The sequence below is a fragment of the Armatimonadota bacterium genome (genome assembly GCA_022563855.1).
GTDB lineage: Bacteria > Armatimonadota > Fimbriimonadia > Fimbriimonadales > Fimbriimonadaceae > JADFMN01.
In genome coordinates this window covers 35,142-49,060 of sequence record JADFMN010000004.1, presented here as the reverse complement: position 1 = coordinate 49,060, position 13,919 = coordinate 35,142, and the positions used below count along the sequence as shown (strand labels likewise).

Below are 13,919 nucleotides of genomic sequence, written 5' to 3'. Positions count from 1 at the left end.
GTTTAGTTCGGCCAAGGAGGCAACGTCGGCGGATCTTCCGGCTTGATCGAAACGACGATCTCGCGCTCAATCGTTAGTCCCTCGTTATCGTAGCCGATCAGCTTGAACGTCGTCTCCCGATTGACCGGGAAGTCCAACTGACCTTCCATCGCGAGCAGAATCATCTGGTCCTCGAACCTTAACTCCGCTCGTTCTGCATTGGTCAATTGCCAAGTGATCGTGACCCGGCCGCCCAAGCGATCGACGACCGCCGGCTCTGCTCGGAACGTGACGATTTTAGCCCTGCTACCTGCAATGACGATCACCATTTGCCGTCGCTCGACGGTCTGCCCAGCTGAGTTCCGCGCGACGATCTTGTATTCGAAGACGCCTGCAAGATCTGCCGTTAATCTGATGCCTTCGAGCTCAGGATCCAGGACGATGCCGCCTGGCGAGAGCTTTGCCTCAGTGACGGCGTCGTTAAACTTGTATGTGATCTGGAACATATCGCCGACAACGAGTTCCGCTGGCTCAATTCGGAATACTTCGATAACTGGGTCGGGAGGGAGCACAGGCTCAACTACAAAAATCCTCCGCGTGACAGCCGTGCTAGCGCGCTTACCGCGGAATGCAGTTACGGCGATGTCGAGCGGACCGCTGTTTTCAGCGATGAAATTTCGCTCTCCTTGCGGCGCAAGGTCGTTGATGACATCGTCGCCAATGACGAGCTTGACCGACTTCGCGTTTGACACGGACCAGCGGATCGTCACAGTGTCGAGCAGCATCGGTCGCGTAGGGGCGACCGTGACGTTATCCACGACAGGCGCCTTAGGCATGAACGCGGCCCACGCAGCCAGCAGAATGAAGATCAGCGCGCCAAGGGCGAGATAGCCAGGGGTGATCAGGGCTCGCTGTTCGACCATTGCCTGCGAACTTGCCGACACTGCGCGATTAGTGGCGCTTCTGCACGTCACGGTAAACGGTTGCAGGCGTGGATTAGCCAGCAGCGCCCTTCGCTTTGCCGTGACCTCGATCGCGACCGCCTTCTGCTGGCCAGGCGCGATCGTCACCTGCTGATCCGCAATGTCGAACGCGAACAGGTCGTCGTTGTCGCTTGCGTGGAATTGGATGGTTTGCTCGACGTTGCCCAAATTGACGACCGTCGCCGAGACGCCGGCCGTTCTTTTGAATGGCGTGACAACGGCTCGCCTAGGCTGGATATCGACGCTGATGTTGTGAAACGGCTTGACGTTGAGACAGCACTGGAGTCGATCGCTCTCAGCGGAGTCCTTCGTCGCGATCACGATCTCGAAGGGGTACGCGGCTGCAAGGCTCTCGGGCTCTCTGGCTGGCTTCAAAAACACCCTTTCAACGCTAGATTCGCCCGGTGCCAGCTCGAACGTCAATTCGCTCGACGTCACCCACTGCGGGTCGATGCCGCGAACCGTGACAATGAAACTCAGCGCAGTAGGGCCGGTGTTCGTGACCTCGAAACTGGCAGGACAGGCGACTCCCGGTTCCGCTTCGAACGTGTCTGAGGTCAGCTTGACCGCGAATCGCATCGCGTCCATTTTAGCAGACGGTCTGGATTCATATAGGGGTACCGTTGACCTGTTGCATGTTTGCTGCCTTGATCTGCGGACTAGCTCTCTCCGGAGCAATCCAGTACAGCGCTGGCCAGGTTGACATCACGCCGGACACGCCGTTGGCGCTGGGGGGCTACACCGCACGCAACGACGCCGTTTTCGAGCCGAGCGATCAGCGCCTGTTTGCTCGAATTCTCGTTTTGCGACAGGGCACGACCGTTATCGCAATCGTCTCTGCCGAGATGCTCACGATCCCCGAGAGCCTCTATCTCGCCGTGCAGCAGCAGTTGCCGAAAGACGTCGAGCTGATGCTCGTCGCGACTCACACGCACAGTGCGCCCGACAGCCAGATGCTGAACAGCCGAATGACGTTTCGAGTACCAGGCATCGCTTCGTATAAGGAGAAGTGGCTAAAGTGGTATGCATCTCGCATCGCCGAGGGGGTCAACGGTGTGCTAGACGGGCCGTATCGGTCTGATCCGATCTCCGTGTTGGTGGCGGACGTCGATGCAAATCGCGCAAGGAGGGAGGGCGCAGTTCCGGACAAGGCCGCGACCTGGCTGATGGCTGACGGGCGGCCTTTGCTAACGGTGTTCTCCGCACATGCGACTGTTCTGGACGAGTCCTTTTTGAAACTGTCCGGCGACTGGCCGGGTGCGCTGTCGGAGGCCTCGGGCGGCCTGGTCTTGCCTGGGGCGATAGGCGACGTGTCCCCTGCACAGCTCGCCGAGAGCGGTGTGGAAAACCTGGAGCGCCTTGTGGGAAACTTTCAAGAGGCACGGATCAAGGCTCAAGTGGTTCACGTAATGAGCGGTACATCGAAGTTGGCCGTATCGAGAGTGCCGATCGAGCTGGATTCGTCTACCCCACACCCTGATTTCGCAGAGGAGTTCGGGGCGCCCAGCCCCCTTGATCAGGTTCTAGTGAGCCGATTTGCGCCGGAGGAGGCTGAGGTTGTGGCCGTGTCGATCGGGGGGCTGCTGCTGGTTGGAATTCCGGGCGAGCCGACGAGCTCTTTGGGGCGCAAAGTGCAAGTTTTCGCGCAATCCTTAGGTTTTCCACATTGCGTTGTCGTCAGCCATGTGAATGGATGGATCGGCTACGTTCTAGAGCCGGAGGACTATGACCGCGGCGGATACGAGGCGACGATGTCTTTTCACGGTCGCGAGACTGGACTGCGAGTACTTGAGTCCGCGAAGGCCTGCGTTACCGCGCTAACGCGCGTCGCCGCGCCGGCCACATTCGGTAAGCGAGGTTGAACACGGACTTCTTCATGGCGCTGCGAGCAATGCCAACCACCTCCTCAGTGCTGAGATCGACTGCCCATGCGTCTGCCTCGGTGACCGAGAACAGTTTTCGATTCATGCCGTAAATATCGGAACCGTTGCGAAGCGAAAGTTCGAACAGTGCAGGCACGGCGTCGTAAAACGTGTTCAGCTTAGCGACGGCTCTGTCGGCGCGCTCCTCGGCATCCGGTCCGCCCATCGTGTGAATCAGTTGGCTTCCGAACCATAATTCCGTTCGATCATCTAACTTCTTTGAAACGGCGCGGAGCGATGTCGTAACGAGGCTTCTTCTGAGAGGAACGTTGTAATAGGCGAGGTTTTGCAGGACGGTTCTCGCACGCTCATCGGAAGGTGGGTGCGTTTCGTAGATTCCCCATTTGATCTGGGGCTTGAATCTCCTGCGGTAGTCGAGCCGCTCCATGAACGTGAGCGCCCCCAGAGGACTGTAGCGGCTCAAAACGAGGTACTGAATGCCGCCGTAATCGGCAGACTTCTCTGCCTGGACGCTCCACGTGCTCATCATCCCTTGCGTATACAGTTGAGTGCCGATGATAATCGCTCCCGCGTCGGGGCTCTTGCTGAAGAGCGCGGCGATTATCGCCGGGATCGTCGCAAGGCTCAAGTTGTTTTGAGCCTTGCGAAGCTCGTTGAGATGCCGGAACGATGCGTGCGCGATCTCATGCGCAATGACGCCGGCAAGCTCCGAATCGGTCTCGGAGAAATCGATCAGACCTTCGTAGATGTAGATGTATCCGCCGGGCACGGAGAAGGCGTTGACCTCCTCGCCCTTCAATACGAAGAACTGGTAGTTGAACGGATTCAGCCTAGTGTCGCCGTAAGTCGCCTCGACCCGGTTCTCACGCGCTATCTTGCCTAGCTCGCCTCCGATGCGACTTACGCGCTCTATGTACGCCTCGTTCTCGGTGAACTCGTAGTTCTCCTTGATCCAAGCGGCGATCTCTGCCCCCCTTTCGACGTCGAAATCTATGTCGCGCTGATGCCTCGGGTCATCGACCTTGATCGGGGGAAGCTCTTGGGCCTCTTCACCCTGCTGCTCGGCCTGCTGCTCAGATTTGGCACCTTGAAAACCGCCGGCGATCAAAGTCGCCAGCGACAGCAGTAGCAATGCTAGATGGAATCTAAGTCCAGACATCTCTCAACATATTCAACGGTCGAAGTTGTTGAATGAGTTCAATTTTGGGCCCAGAAGGCCCCTGCCGTCAAGCGATCTGACGAATCGGGGCCAGTCCACGGTCGGCAGGTAGACTTTCGGCGTTCGGAGGCAACCTTCGATCAGGCTCCCGCAATGCCCACAGTTGAAACAAGTACGTGGATCGACGCGCTAATCGGGGCGGTTTACGCGATCGCCAAGGACAATGAGAGCTTCCCGGAGTACATGGACGACGTGAGTTCGCTGGTCGTTGTCGAGAGAGATGGCGACCGGGTCGTCAGCGATTGGGTCGGCGTCATCTCCACATTCGGCCTCAAAATACGATGGCGGCAGGAAGATATTTGGAACGACAGCACGCACCAGTGCACGTTTTCTCAGATCAGCGGCGACTACGACAAACTTGAGGGTACGTGGCGCTTTACGGAGGAGAACTGCGGGACGCGGTTCGACAGCGACGTCGAGTACGAATACGTCGTTCCCGGCATCGGGCCGTTGATTAAAAAGGTGATTCACAACATCGTCGTCAAGAATATGGACGGAGTTTTGGCCGCGATCAAGGCCCGAGCAGAGAGTTAGTGAATCGCCCCAGCGCCGCGACAAACAGACTCAGGCCCACCGATTCCGGCGAGCCTGAGTACATCTCGGTACGTTAAACCCTAGTTCTTAGTCGTCGTCGTCGCCATCGTCGTCGTCGCCATCGTCGTCGTCGCCACCCGCGTCGTCATCGCCACCCGCGTCGTCATCGCCACCCGCGTCGTCGTCGCCACCGCCATCAGTCGTCGTCGTGTCGTTGTCCGTGCCCTCTGTGTCGTCGTTGCCCGTGCAACCGGCGAGGCTGGCTCCCAATAGAGCACACAATGCAATTAAGCTGATTATCTTTTTCATGTCGTATCCACCGCTAGACTTGCTTCGGGAGAAACCCCGTCGCTCAAGGCATTATGACCGCGTTGCCGCAAAAATGCCACGCTGCCTACTGTGCGAAAGACGGGAGTTCACCTGATTCGGGTGTGCTGACTTCGGTAATTTTCCACTGCGGCGAAGGGAAAATGAGCCATCTGGTGCCAGACTCCTTGCCGAACCTGATTTCGACGTTGTCGATGCTTTCATCGAAGGATAATGCCTGGAACCCCATCTTGAATTCAATATGGGCAACGATGATGGCCTGATCTCCGTCTATTTGCGGTCGGTTCGCATCGACTTCTAAGACCGGCTTGGCGACCTTGATGTACTGCGAGACCTTGCTCCAATCGAAGACCGGCTGGCCGTCGTAGACGAACGAGCGGCTGAGATGCTCGAGCACGCCTCCCGGCTTGCCTTCCTTGCTCGCAACGATCGCCTCCTCTAGAGCCCGCTCGATCAACTCTTCGTCGCTTGGCGCAGTCGCGTAGAATATCCCGACGAGCGCGGCGACAAAAACCAAACACGAGACGAGCAAGACTTTGCGAACCATCACCGTTCATTGTATAGGCGATTGACGGCAGCCAGACCTAAATCCCTAGGCCGTTTTCAATTACGGCGACGTCTTTGCGAATCTGTTCTGCCAGCGCGTCGAAGTCGTCGAAATCGCGCTGCTCGCGGATCATCGAGGCGAATTGCAGTTCCACCAGCGTGCCGTACAGCGAGTCGTCGTGATAATCGATGAGGAACGCCTCTACGGGACACGGCCCTGTACCCGTTCGCCGATGGCCGACGCTGATTGCAGCTCGAAATTCGCCGTGGACGGTGTCGCAGCGCCCAGCATATACACCGTCGGCGGGGAGAATCTGGTCGCAAAGGCGCGCAACGTTTACGGTTGGAAATCCAAGCTGTCGACCAAGTTGCTGGCCCTTCACCACGACACCGCCCAGGCTGAACGGCGCTCCGAGCATTCTCTTGGCGGCTTCCACGTCTCCCGAGCGGATCAGAGAGCGAATCTTGGTAGAACTGACCCGCTGTCCCTCAAGTTCGCAGGGCGGCACAACGACTGTCGACAAGCGCTCGGCAAGCCACTCAGGAGTTCCAACCCTGCCCTTGCCGAACGCAAAGTCGTGACCCACGACGATCGAGTTCGTGCGCAGCTTCGCTACGAGCACGTCGTCGAGGAACGCCTGTGCCTCGATCTGAGACGTGCGTTCGTCGAACGGCAGCACTAGGCAGACCGTCACCCCGAGCGCCTCAAAGCGGCGGAGCTTCTGTCCCAGCGTGGCGATTGCGGCGGGGTTCTTGTCAGGCGCCAACACGGCGGCCGGATGGCGGTCGAACGTGATGAGGACTGACGGCTGCTGCAGCTCCAACGCTTGAGAAACCGCCGTTGAAATGACTGCCTGGTGGCCGAGATGAACGCCGTCGAACGTGCCGATGCACACGACGCAGCTGTCCCACTCGGGAGCCAACGGTGCTAGGCCAAACTGAACGAGCATGGCGTGTTCATTGTACAGCGCGATTACTTGCCCTCAGGTACTTGGCCGACGCGCAATGCGCCGAGCAGAGCAATAGTCAGGCACATGATGCCCCAAACGATGAAGAGGAACTTCCAGTTCGTCCAGATCAGGTCGAATCGTTGAACGTTCTCGAAGCGCTGCAAGATCCATGGCGTTTGGCTGCCGACGATCTTCATGGCCGCGACTCCGCTGACGAACAGCGTAGGCAGCGTGACGACGTGTACTCCTCGAAACGCGCTGCCTAGATAAGCTCCCGGAGCGACCAGGCACGACAGGATCATCAGGGTTGCGACGAGCAAAGGATCCACGACCCCGAGCACGTACCCCAAGGTGGACTGGGCTCCGTTTTGCCACGCGACAAACGCTGCGCTGAACGCTGCGACCGCGAATAGGATCATGGCGACCAAAAAAGCGTACGGCAACGTCCTCTGTACTTCTTGGCCCCACTGCGCGATTGGTAGGCGCCGATTAGCCACAGCGCTCACGAATCCGGCACGTCGTCAGTCTTAACGCTGGCTGCGGCTCGGTTCTCTTCTTGAATCTGATCGTAGATTTCCTTGCGGTGAACGGCGACCTCGCGGGGCGCCTTGATACCTAGCCGAATCTGTTCGCCGCGCACCTCCAAGACGATCACTTCAATGTTGTCGTTGATGATGATGCTTTGGTTGACCTTTCTTGTCAGTACTAACACTTGATCTGCCCTCCATGGCTCAATCCAGCGGCCGACCGTTGATCGGCGTTAGGCAACTTCCTCTTCAATCTGCTGCTCGAAAACTCGGTGCTTGACGCTATACGTTTCGTCTTCGACAACGATCTGCTGAGCAATGCGCCGTTCGGCGTTGATGATGATCGGACCGGCTAGGTTGATCGTCATCTCCTCAGGCCTGCCCGGAGGAATCGTAACGATAGTATAGACTAGGCGGCCCGTTCCCGGTCCGAGATCGAGCCGATCTGCCGTAGCCTGCGGCATCTCGGGAGCGTATTCAGGCACGTAGTGGATGGGATCGATAACCAAGAACGCCACGTTCGGGTCATCCAGAGACTGCATCCACCGAAACGGGCTGTTCTCACCGTGTTCAATGAAGATGAACGAGCGCAGTTCTTCGAAGCCAACGAGCCCTGAGACGAACTCGACGATATCGTCCTTCGAGAACTCGATCGTTCCAAACCGCGTGGATTTCAGAGCTTGCTGCGTCATCTCAAGAAGTCCATCAAGCTAAGCCGGAAACCTTGTCCAGCCGTCTGTAGCGCTGCCGCGTATGCGGTCTCTGCCATCTGCATCTGCGTAATGGCGTCGGCGAGGTCGATGTCCTCGTTGTCGGAGATCGTCTTCGTCAAGTTGTCGGTGCGGCGCGTGTTCTCCGCTTCGATTCGCGTGATGTCGTTGAGCCGCACGCCGTTCGAGCCTCTGGCAACGCTAATCGTGTCTATCGATCGAAGCAGGGCGTCGATGTCTTGATCGCTGATCTTGCCGATGTCGCCGCCGACCAAATCAAGTCGCAGCGTCTCCAGCGTGTCGTAGAGGTCGATGAAGAACACATCTGCGTTCTCCAGGTTGGCGCGCATCATCTCTCCTGGCCGCACCTCGACGCTGACCGGAAGCGTGTCGCCGTTGAACGTCAGAGTGCCGCCTGATGCCGTGAACGGCTTGGTGTCGGTCTTCTGTCCCGCAAAAATATATTTTCCGTTCAGGCCTTTCGTGTTCGCTGCTTCCAGGATCGCGTTCTGAATCGTCGCTATCTCTCTGGCCATCGCGTCCCGCGACTCTTGCGTCGTGGCGTCCGACGCGCCCTGTATTGCCAGGGTATACGCTTTGCGGGTCAGCCGCCCCGTCTCGTCGAGAACCTGTTCGGTCGTGCCTGCGTACTCCCTTGCATTGGCGAGGTTGTCCGTGAGCTGTTCAAGGCGAGTCTGGAGGCTGCGCGCGCTCATAGCCACTATGGCCGACACGGGGTCCTCGCTGACGCGGGTATACCGCTTGCCGGTCATCACCCTCTCCTGTGCCTCGAAGTACCGTGAAGCAGCCTCTTGAATTCTGCTGCTATAGGCTTCGAACTTGTAAGCGGTGCTGATTCTCATCGTGCCTGCGATCCCCGGTATTTTTGCCTGTTATCGGATCATCCCTATTAAATCTTCGGCCACTTGATCGAACACCATTAGAGCACGGGCCGCAGCTTGGTAGCTTCGCTGGAACCGAATCATGTCCGCCATCTCGTCGTCGAGCGACACGCCGCTGACCGAGGCCATTTGACTCGATATCTGCGCGGCCACAGCTGCCTCTGTGCTCCTGGCGGACTCATAGAAGCTGACGTTGGTCCCCAGGCGTCCGATGTTGCCGCTGTAGTACGCGTGGAACGTCTGATCGCCGAGCGCGGTCATCGCCGTGTCTCGAAGACCGGCCAGCGAGAGCGCAAGACCTCCGTCTCCAGGCTTGCCGGTCGTGCCCGCCGCGATTGCGTTGAGCGAGGCTAAAACCTCATCGCTCAAGGAGAAGTCGGCAGCCCCGGCAATGCCGGTCGGCTTGAAGAAATTGATGCCTGTGTCGCCGTTCGCGTTGATTCCGGTGGCGTGTATTGTGTTGAACTGCGTTCTCAACTCGTCCGCGAGGGCACCGATCTCCGCCTTTTGATCGTCGATCATGCCCAGCGTCTGGAACAGTCCGGCGAGGGTGCCTGACCTGATCGGATAATCGTTCGTGCCGTCGGTAACGGTGCTGGCGATGTAGTCGTAGTCCGAGGGGAGCGCGTGAGCGCCGACGTTATCGACTAGGTTGAAGCCTCCGATGTAGACGGCGCGTGTTCCGTCCGGCCAATCACTCACCGTTACGTTGACTAGACCGCTCAGTTCGCGGATAGCCGAATCCCGCTGGTCGAGCAGATCGTTCGGCGTTCCGGACGTTACGGAGAACGCTCGAATGCTTCCGTTCAGCTCGGAGATGCTATCCGCGAGCTTGTTGATGCGTTGGATCGTCGCCTTCGCCTCGGCGTTGACCCGCGCCTCGAGCCCGACTATCTGATTGTGAGCGCCGCGAATGCGCTCCGTGAGAACCGTGCCCGCATGGCGGACCTGCAGTCGTGCCGCTGGCTCAGTCGGGTTGGAGCCCAGAGCGGACCATGAGTCGAAGAACTGATCGAGCGCTGCGGCGACGCCGTTGTCGCCTGGCTCGCCGTAGACTCCTTCCACGCTCTTGAGCATCGTAGCAATCGTCTGAAACTTGCCCAGCGATCCGGAGCTGCCGTGAGAGCTTCGCTCCAGATACTCGTTTCGGATGCGCTCGATTCCGCTCATTCCGACGCCGGTGCCGAGCGCTTTCCATCCGGCGCTGTAGATCGTCAGAGCCGGGTTCGTTTTGAACTCAACGGTCTGACGCGAGTAGCCTGGCGTATTGACATTGGCGATGTTGTGTCCGGAGGTTTCCATCGCCCTGGAGAACATTCTCAGAGCGTTGGACGCCATGTTGATGCTTGAAAGGATTCCTGGCATTGTTCGTCTCCTTCGGGTCTAGGCCACCTGGTTCATCACGAAGTTGCTGTCCTTCGCCTTGTTCGCATACGGACCTTGCTGTTCGTGTGCAACGCGGCTTACGAGTGCAACCGTGCCGTTGACGTACTCCAGTTCATTCTCGATCAGCGCGCGGTTCTTGTCGATCACGTCTTGAACGCTACGACCTGCCACAATGACGCGGTTCGCAATTGCCTGGACTTCCTGTGCTTCCGCCTTTTCAAGGACGCCGACTAGGCCCTGAAGACTTGGCTCGCAACCAAACTCCTCAGCCAGCCGTCTCGCCGACGCCACAGCGTTGTCGTCAATCTCTCGAAGCTTTCCCATCATGCTGTCGACCTCCGGCTGGATCTCTTCCAGCCGTTCGATCCGCCTGAGGGTCAGCGATGCGGTCTGTTCGTGCAGGGACAGCAACAACCGTTCGGCCGTGCTGAGCCAGTCCCACCAGAGCGCTTGTAATTTCTTCGTCTGTTTTGCCATTTACGCTTTTATCTCCGTTCGAGTATTCGTGCCCGTTGCCGCAGGATCGACCGATCGCGCGACGTTCTGGGCCATGCTGAGAAAAACTGTCTTCGCTATGCCGATCGAGTTCCTGCCTCGGCTGGCGCTTTCGGCGAGGGCTTGGTCCATCATGTCCTTCGCCATGTCGCCCATCGGCCCGATCTCCTCCGAGAAGCTGGACTGCCGCATTTGCGACAACAGCTGCTTGACGAAGATCGCCTCGAAGTCCTGAGCGGCCTTCTCCAGCTTCTTGAGCTTCGCGCGCATGTCAAGCGGCAAGCTGTCGAGATCGATGTGGCGAATGCCGGCCGCGTCCGGCTCTGCCAACAGGTGCTCGACCGCCCTCTCGATGCGAGCGCGGTTCGCAGATCCCGGCTTACCGAGCCAAGACTCGAGCTTCGCCGTGAGGGCTCGTTGAAACTCCGGATTGAGCGAGAGCGAGTCGTCCAGGCCCGTCCGAGCGGCCTGCGTCTGCAGACTTGCCCGGACGATTGCGGCGGAACTGGAATTGATCTGTGTCATTACTGCTGCCTGATCCGGGCCTTGAGCGCGCCCTGGTCCGCGAGCGCATGAAGGATCGCGATGATGTCTATGGCCGAAAGCTTCAGCGTTTGCAGGATCTTCGCCAGGTCGTTGATCGTCGCGTTGGGCGGGATCACGCCGATCTGTGTGGGCGTCTCCTCGACGTCGATGAAGTTCTGCTCGGTAACGACCGTCTCGCCCTGCGAAAACGGCGCAGGCTGGCTGATGATCGGCTGGTTGTCGATTCGCACCTGCAACGACCCGTGCACAATCACGGCGGGGCCGATGCGGACGTTGCCACCTATCACGATCGTGCCTGTCCGCTCATTGACGACGATGATCGCGGGAACGTCGGCCCAGACTTTCGTCGCCTCGATTTCCATGATCGCTAGCATCGTGGGGTACTCCTCTGGGAGTTTGATCCTGATCGTCCCGCCATCTTGCGGTGTCACGAAGAAAGCAGGAAACGCCTCGGTCAGCGCCGTAGCGATTCGTTGCGCAGTCGTGAGATCGGCCTGGTCTAACTCCAGGTACAGTTCGTGATCGCCAAACACGATCTGAGTCGGCACGCTGCGCTCGACGATGGCGCCGCGCGGAATTCGCCCGACGGTCGGATGGTTCTTACGCGTCGTGCTGCCGCCAGCGGAGGCGCCGAAACCTCCGATGCTGACCGACCCTTGCGACATGGCGATGATGGTCGACCGGTCGGTCGGACCGAAGAGCGGAGACATCAGAAGCGTCCCTCCCTGCAAGCTCTTGGCGTCTCCAAGCGAGCTGACCGTGACGTCGATCTGGTTGCCCGGCGCGGCAAACGGCGGCAACACTGCCGTGATCGAAACAGCGGCCAAGTTCTTTGGACGGAACTTCGTCTCGTCGAACGTGGTGCCCCAAAGCTTGAGTGCGTTCTGCAACAGCGTGCGCGTGAACGGAGTCTGCTGGCTATCGCCCGATCCGTCCAGGCCAACAACGATTCCGTACCCCACCAGCTGGTTGGGGCGAACGCCGCGGAAGCGGGCGATGTCTTTGATGCGGACCTCGATTCCCTCTCGTTCGGCGCGCAAAATGGCGTCGTTGAGCTGAGAGCTGGCAGTTCGCTGCTGGGTGTCCGGGTCGGGCTGAGCCCAAGCGCACGGCGCGAGGGCCGCGATTCCAACGATCAGTAAAGTGCTTTTCATGTTAGTTCCTCGCTAAAACAGCCAGTCGATTATCCTCGTCAAGATTCCCCTGCGCTGCCTGTCGGCGATCAGTCCAGAACCGTCCATCTTCACGTCCATCTCCGCGATCTGCGAGCTGGCGATCGTGTTGTTCGGCTTGATGTCGGCCTGACGAAGTACGCCGCTCAGCGTGAACGTCTGTGTCTGCTTGTTCGTGATCAGCGTGCGATGCCCTTCGATCACGAGGTTGCCGTTCGGCAGGATCTGCTTTACGATAACCGTGAGCGTTGCGGCCATGCTGCTGGACTGGCTCGTCTTGCCGTCTCCGCTCACAGAGCTGTTGCCTCCCGTCGAGATCGGTCTGAACAGACGGTCCAGAAGATCGCTGAAGAACTGCGTGCTGATGGAGCTTCTGTCGTTCTTGGTCGCCTCGGTCGATGCCGCAAAATTCGCCGTCGACTCTTCGTCGATGATGACGGTCAGAAGATCGCCGACCCGACGCGCGACGCTGTCGACGAACGGATTCACGTACGTCGTGTCCAACAGTGATCCCGGGTTCCCTTTCTGGTCGCTCGTCTGCGCGAAGCAGGCTGCGGCCGCTGCCGCGATCAAGATTGATATAAAGAGCTTTTTCATGCTGCTACCTCTACGACCCCTACCGCGGTCACAACCCCTTCGAGCATTGCGCCCGTCGCTGTGCGAACCGTCACGGTTCGGGCTGCCGCGTTCTTCCCCTTGACGGTGCCGGTCGTCACGACCGACGCCGCATTCGAGCGCACGATGACCTTCACCGTCTGACCAATTCGTATCTTGCCGAACGGGTCGCTGGAGTCGAGTTTGATCGTTCGGCTGTTGATTCGTTTTCCATCGACGAACAGCGCTACGACAGCCGTCACCGTCGAGCCGCTTGATCGAACAGACTCGGCGATGAGTTCAACCTCTCCAAACGGCGCGGCCATAGACGGCGCCGGCTTGGTGCTGGCGTAGGTCGCGTCCTCGCTGATCTGTTGTGTTGCCGCCGCGATCGCCGCTTCGACGAATCGGTCGTGGGGGATCAACTGCGACTTTCTCTTGACCGTCACCGACGTCGCTCCGATGAGTTCGTATGCGTCGGCATCTTTGAACGCGGAGCGAAGCCTGAGGAGCACGAGGTCGCGCGAGAGCCGCGTTGAGACGCCAAAGGCGGGCGTGAGACCGATGGAAACCTGCCCGATCTTCTGCTTCAGGGTTTCACTCGCGCTTATTGTCGCGATCTGTCCGAGGACGATGCGATTGCCGTCGATCACCGCTTCCGCGAGCAGTTCGATCTTCGGAGCGCCAGCCCACTGGTCGTTCCTGGGCTTCTGATCTGCGTCATTCGGAGTCCGACGCGCCGTCACGCCGCGCCGCGGCCGTTTGCCCATTCGGATCACGCCTGCACCGTCAGTACCCGGAGCCTTGATCTTTGGCCGGATCGGCGAGACGACGAAGCCGCCGCTCACAACGGGCCGGACGTCGTCTGGAAAGAGCGCTAAGACGATCCGCCCCAGCTCGACCTCGCTTTCACCGAGCGTTCCGAACAGTCGACCATCGAGATCGACGCGCAGATCGTCGGGCGCAGATCCGAGGTGTATGCTCGGGTTGAGCGCCAAGCCGCCTTCGTGCCGAATCTGCGAGTCCGCGTACGTAAGTTGGACGTCGCGCGAGTACACCGAGCGACCTTCTCGCACGAACCGGACAAACCCCGGTCCGTCGACGTAGAAGTCGATTGTGCCTGTGCTCAGGATTGCAATGGAAACAGCTGCGACAAACATCAGTTC

At 59.1% G+C, this 13,919-nt stretch carries 17 protein-coding genes; 2 read left to right on the top strand and 15 right to left on the bottom strand.

Annotated features, from left to right (window positions below; translation table 11 throughout):
• Positions 1 to 2 precede the first annotated feature (2 nt).
• The gene (locus IH944_06225; GenBank protein MCH7904149.1) at positions 3 to 1,541 is read right to left on the bottom strand and encodes a hypothetical protein; all 1,539 of its coding nucleotides are present in this window, start codon (positions 1,539 to 1,541) and stop codon (positions 3 to 5) included.
• 56 nt (positions 1,542 to 1,597) lie between these two features.
• On the opposite strand from IH944_06225, the gene IH944_06220 reads away from it, so the two are divergent.
• Positions 1,598 to 2,824, top strand: a complete 1,227-nt coding sequence (locus IH944_06220; protein ID MCH7904148.1) for a hypothetical protein — start codon at positions 1,598 to 1,600, stop codon at positions 2,822 to 2,824.
• On the opposite strand, the gene IH944_06215 is transcribed toward IH944_06220, so the two are convergent.
• Positions 2,772 to 4,004 (bottom strand): M48 family metalloprotease, encoded by a 1,233-nt coding sequence (locus tag IH944_06215; GenBank protein ID MCH7904147.1) that lies wholly within the window; start codon positions 4,002 to 4,004, stop codon positions 2,772 to 2,774. The two genes, IH944_06220 and IH944_06215, sit on opposite strands and share 53 nt — an antisense overlap.
• Positions 4,005 to 4,157: 153 nt before the next feature.
• Between IH944_06215 and IH944_06210 the strand changes: the two genes are divergently transcribed.
• Complete coding sequence (locus tag IH944_06210) at positions 4,158 to 4,598, top strand: SRPBCC family protein (protein MCH7904146.1); 441 nt, start codon at positions 4,158 to 4,160, stop codon at positions 4,596 to 4,598.
• An 87-nt stretch (positions 4,599 to 4,685) separates the two neighbouring features.
• Here IH944_06210 and IH944_06205 read toward each other — a convergent pair whose 3' ends face one another.
• The 13 genes from IH944_06205 to IH944_06145 form a co-directional block, all read right to left on the bottom strand.
• The gene (locus tag IH944_06205) at positions 4,686 to 4,907 is read right to left on the bottom strand and encodes a hypothetical protein (GenBank protein ID MCH7904145.1); all 222 of its coding nucleotides are present in this window, start codon (positions 4,905 to 4,907) and stop codon (positions 4,686 to 4,688) included.
• 85 nt (positions 4,908 to 4,992) lie between these two features.
• Positions 4,993 to 5,472 carry a hypothetical protein gene (locus IH944_06200; protein ID MCH7904144.1) on the bottom strand — a complete coding sequence of 160 codons (480 nt, stop codon included), beginning with the start codon at positions 5,470 to 5,472 and terminating at the stop codon, positions 4,993 to 4,995.
• A gap of 37 nt (positions 5,473 to 5,509) precedes the next feature.
• Entirely contained in the window at positions 5,510 to 6,421 is a 912-nt protein-coding gene (gene ribF, locus IH944_06195) for a riboflavin biosynthesis protein RibF (protein ID MCH7904143.1), read from the bottom strand.
• A gap of 23 nt (positions 6,422 to 6,444) precedes the next feature.
• The gene (locus tag IH944_06190; GenBank protein MCH7904142.1) at positions 6,445 to 6,840 is read right to left on the bottom strand and encodes a hypothetical protein; all 396 of its coding nucleotides are present in this window, start codon (positions 6,838 to 6,840) and stop codon (positions 6,445 to 6,447) included.
• 83 nt (positions 6,841 to 6,923) lie between these two features.
• The gene (gene csrA, locus IH944_06185; protein ID MCH7904141.1) at positions 6,924 to 7,133 is read right to left on the bottom strand and encodes a carbon storage regulator CsrA; all 210 of its coding nucleotides are present in this window, start codon (positions 7,131 to 7,133) and stop codon (positions 6,924 to 6,926) included.
• 48 nt (positions 7,134 to 7,181) lie between these two features.
• Positions 7,182 to 7,640 carry a flagellar assembly protein FliW gene (locus tag IH944_06180; GenBank protein MCH7904140.1) on the bottom strand — a complete coding sequence of 153 codons (459 nt, stop codon included), beginning with the start codon at positions 7,638 to 7,640 and terminating at the stop codon, positions 7,182 to 7,184.
• Complete coding sequence (gene flgL, locus IH944_06175; protein ID MCH7904139.1) at positions 7,637 to 8,521, bottom strand: flagellar hook-associated protein FlgL; 885 nt, start codon at positions 8,519 to 8,521, stop codon at positions 7,637 to 7,639. Before flgL ends, IH944_06180 begins: the two co-directional genes overlap by 4 nt.
• A gap of 30 nt (positions 8,522 to 8,551) precedes the next feature.
• Positions 8,552 to 9,925, bottom strand: a complete 1,374-nt coding sequence (gene flgK, locus IH944_06170) for a flagellar hook-associated protein FlgK (GenBank protein MCH7904138.1) — start codon at positions 9,923 to 9,925, stop codon at positions 8,552 to 8,554.
• 18 nt (positions 9,926 to 9,943) lie between these two features.
• Positions 9,944 to 10,423 (bottom strand): flagellar export chaperone FlgN, encoded by a 480-nt coding sequence (flgN, locus tag IH944_06165; protein MCH7904137.1) that lies wholly within the window; start codon positions 10,421 to 10,423, stop codon positions 9,944 to 9,946.
• Positions 10,424 to 10,966, bottom strand: a complete 543-nt coding sequence (locus IH944_06160; GenBank protein ID MCH7904136.1) for a rod-binding protein — start codon at positions 10,964 to 10,966, stop codon at positions 10,424 to 10,426.
• Positions 10,966 to 12,141 carry a flagellar basal body P-ring protein FlgI gene (locus IH944_06155; protein MCH7904135.1) on the bottom strand — a complete coding sequence of 392 codons (1,176 nt, stop codon included), beginning with the start codon at positions 12,139 to 12,141 and terminating at the stop codon, positions 10,966 to 10,968. Before IH944_06155 ends, IH944_06160 begins: the two co-directional genes overlap by 1 nt.
• Positions 12,142 to 12,153: 12 nt before the next feature.
• Positions 12,154 to 12,756 (bottom strand): flagellar basal body L-ring protein FlgH, encoded by a 603-nt coding sequence (locus IH944_06150; protein MCH7904134.1) that lies wholly within the window; start codon positions 12,754 to 12,756, stop codon positions 12,154 to 12,156.
• Complete coding sequence (locus IH944_06145; GenBank protein ID MCH7904133.1) at positions 12,753 to 13,913, bottom strand: hypothetical protein; 1,161 nt, start codon at positions 13,911 to 13,913, stop codon at positions 12,753 to 12,755. Before IH944_06145 ends, IH944_06150 begins: the two co-directional genes overlap by 4 nt.
• Between the last annotated feature and the right edge of the window lie 6 nt (positions 13,914 to 13,919).

Bases quoted from the DNA above. Each gene is read 5' to 3' on its own strand.
- IH944_06215 (MCH7904147.1), bottom strand. From the start codon at position 4,004: ATGTCTGGACTTAGATTCCATCTAGCATTGCTACTGCTGTCGCTGGCG.
- flgN (MCH7904137.1), bottom strand. From the start codon at position 10,423: ATGGCAAAACAGACGAAGAAATTACAAGCGCTCTGGTGGGACTGGCTC.
- flgK (MCH7904138.1), bottom strand. From the start codon at position 9,925: ATGCCAGGAATCCTTTCAAGCATCAACATGGCGTCCAACGCTCTGAGA.
- IH944_06190 (MCH7904142.1), bottom strand. From the start codon at position 6,840: ATGATCCTATTCGCGGTCGCAGCGTTCAGCGCAGCGTTTGTCGCGTGG.
- IH944_06180 (MCH7904140.1), bottom strand. From the start codon at position 7,640: ATGACGCAGCAAGCTCTGAAATCCACGCGGTTTGGAACGATCGAGTTC.
- IH944_06150 (MCH7904134.1), bottom strand. From the start codon at position 12,756: ATGAAAAAGCTCTTTATATCAATCTTGATCGCGGCAGCGGCCGCAGCC.
- IH944_06155 (MCH7904135.1), bottom strand. From the start codon at position 12,141: ATGAAAAGCACTTTACTGATCGTTGGAATCGCGGCCCTCGCGCCGTGC.
- IH944_06225 (MCH7904149.1), bottom strand. From the start codon at position 1,541: ATGCGATTCGCGGTCAAGCTGACCTCAGACACGTTCGAAGCGGAACCG.
- flgL (MCH7904139.1), bottom strand. From the start codon at position 8,521: ATGAGAATCAGCACCGCTTACAAGTTCGAAGCCTATAGCAGCAGAATT.
- IH944_06200 (MCH7904144.1), bottom strand. From the start codon at position 5,472: ATGGTTCGCAAAGTCTTGCTCGTCTCGTGTTTGGTTTTTGTCGCCGCG.
- IH944_06160 (MCH7904136.1), bottom strand. From the start codon at position 10,966: ATGACACAGATCAATTCCAGTTCCGCCGCAATCGTCCGGGCAAGTCTG.
- IH944_06205 (MCH7904145.1), bottom strand. From the start codon at position 4,907: ATGAAAAAGATAATCAGCTTAATTGCATTGTGTGCTCTATTGGGAGCC.
- ribF (MCH7904143.1), bottom strand. From the start codon at position 6,421: ATGCTCGTTCAGTTTGGCCTAGCACCGTTGGCTCCCGAGTGGGACAGC.
- IH944_06220 (MCH7904148.1), top strand. From the start codon at position 1,598: ATGTTTGCTGCCTTGATCTGCGGACTAGCTCTCTCCGGAGCAATCCAG.
- IH944_06210 (MCH7904146.1), top strand. From the start codon at position 4,158: ATGCCCACAGTTGAAACAAGTACGTGGATCGACGCGCTAATCGGGGCG.
- IH944_06145 (MCH7904133.1), bottom strand. From the start codon at position 13,913: ATGTTTGTCGCAGCTGTTTCCATTGCAATCCTGAGCACAGGCACAATC.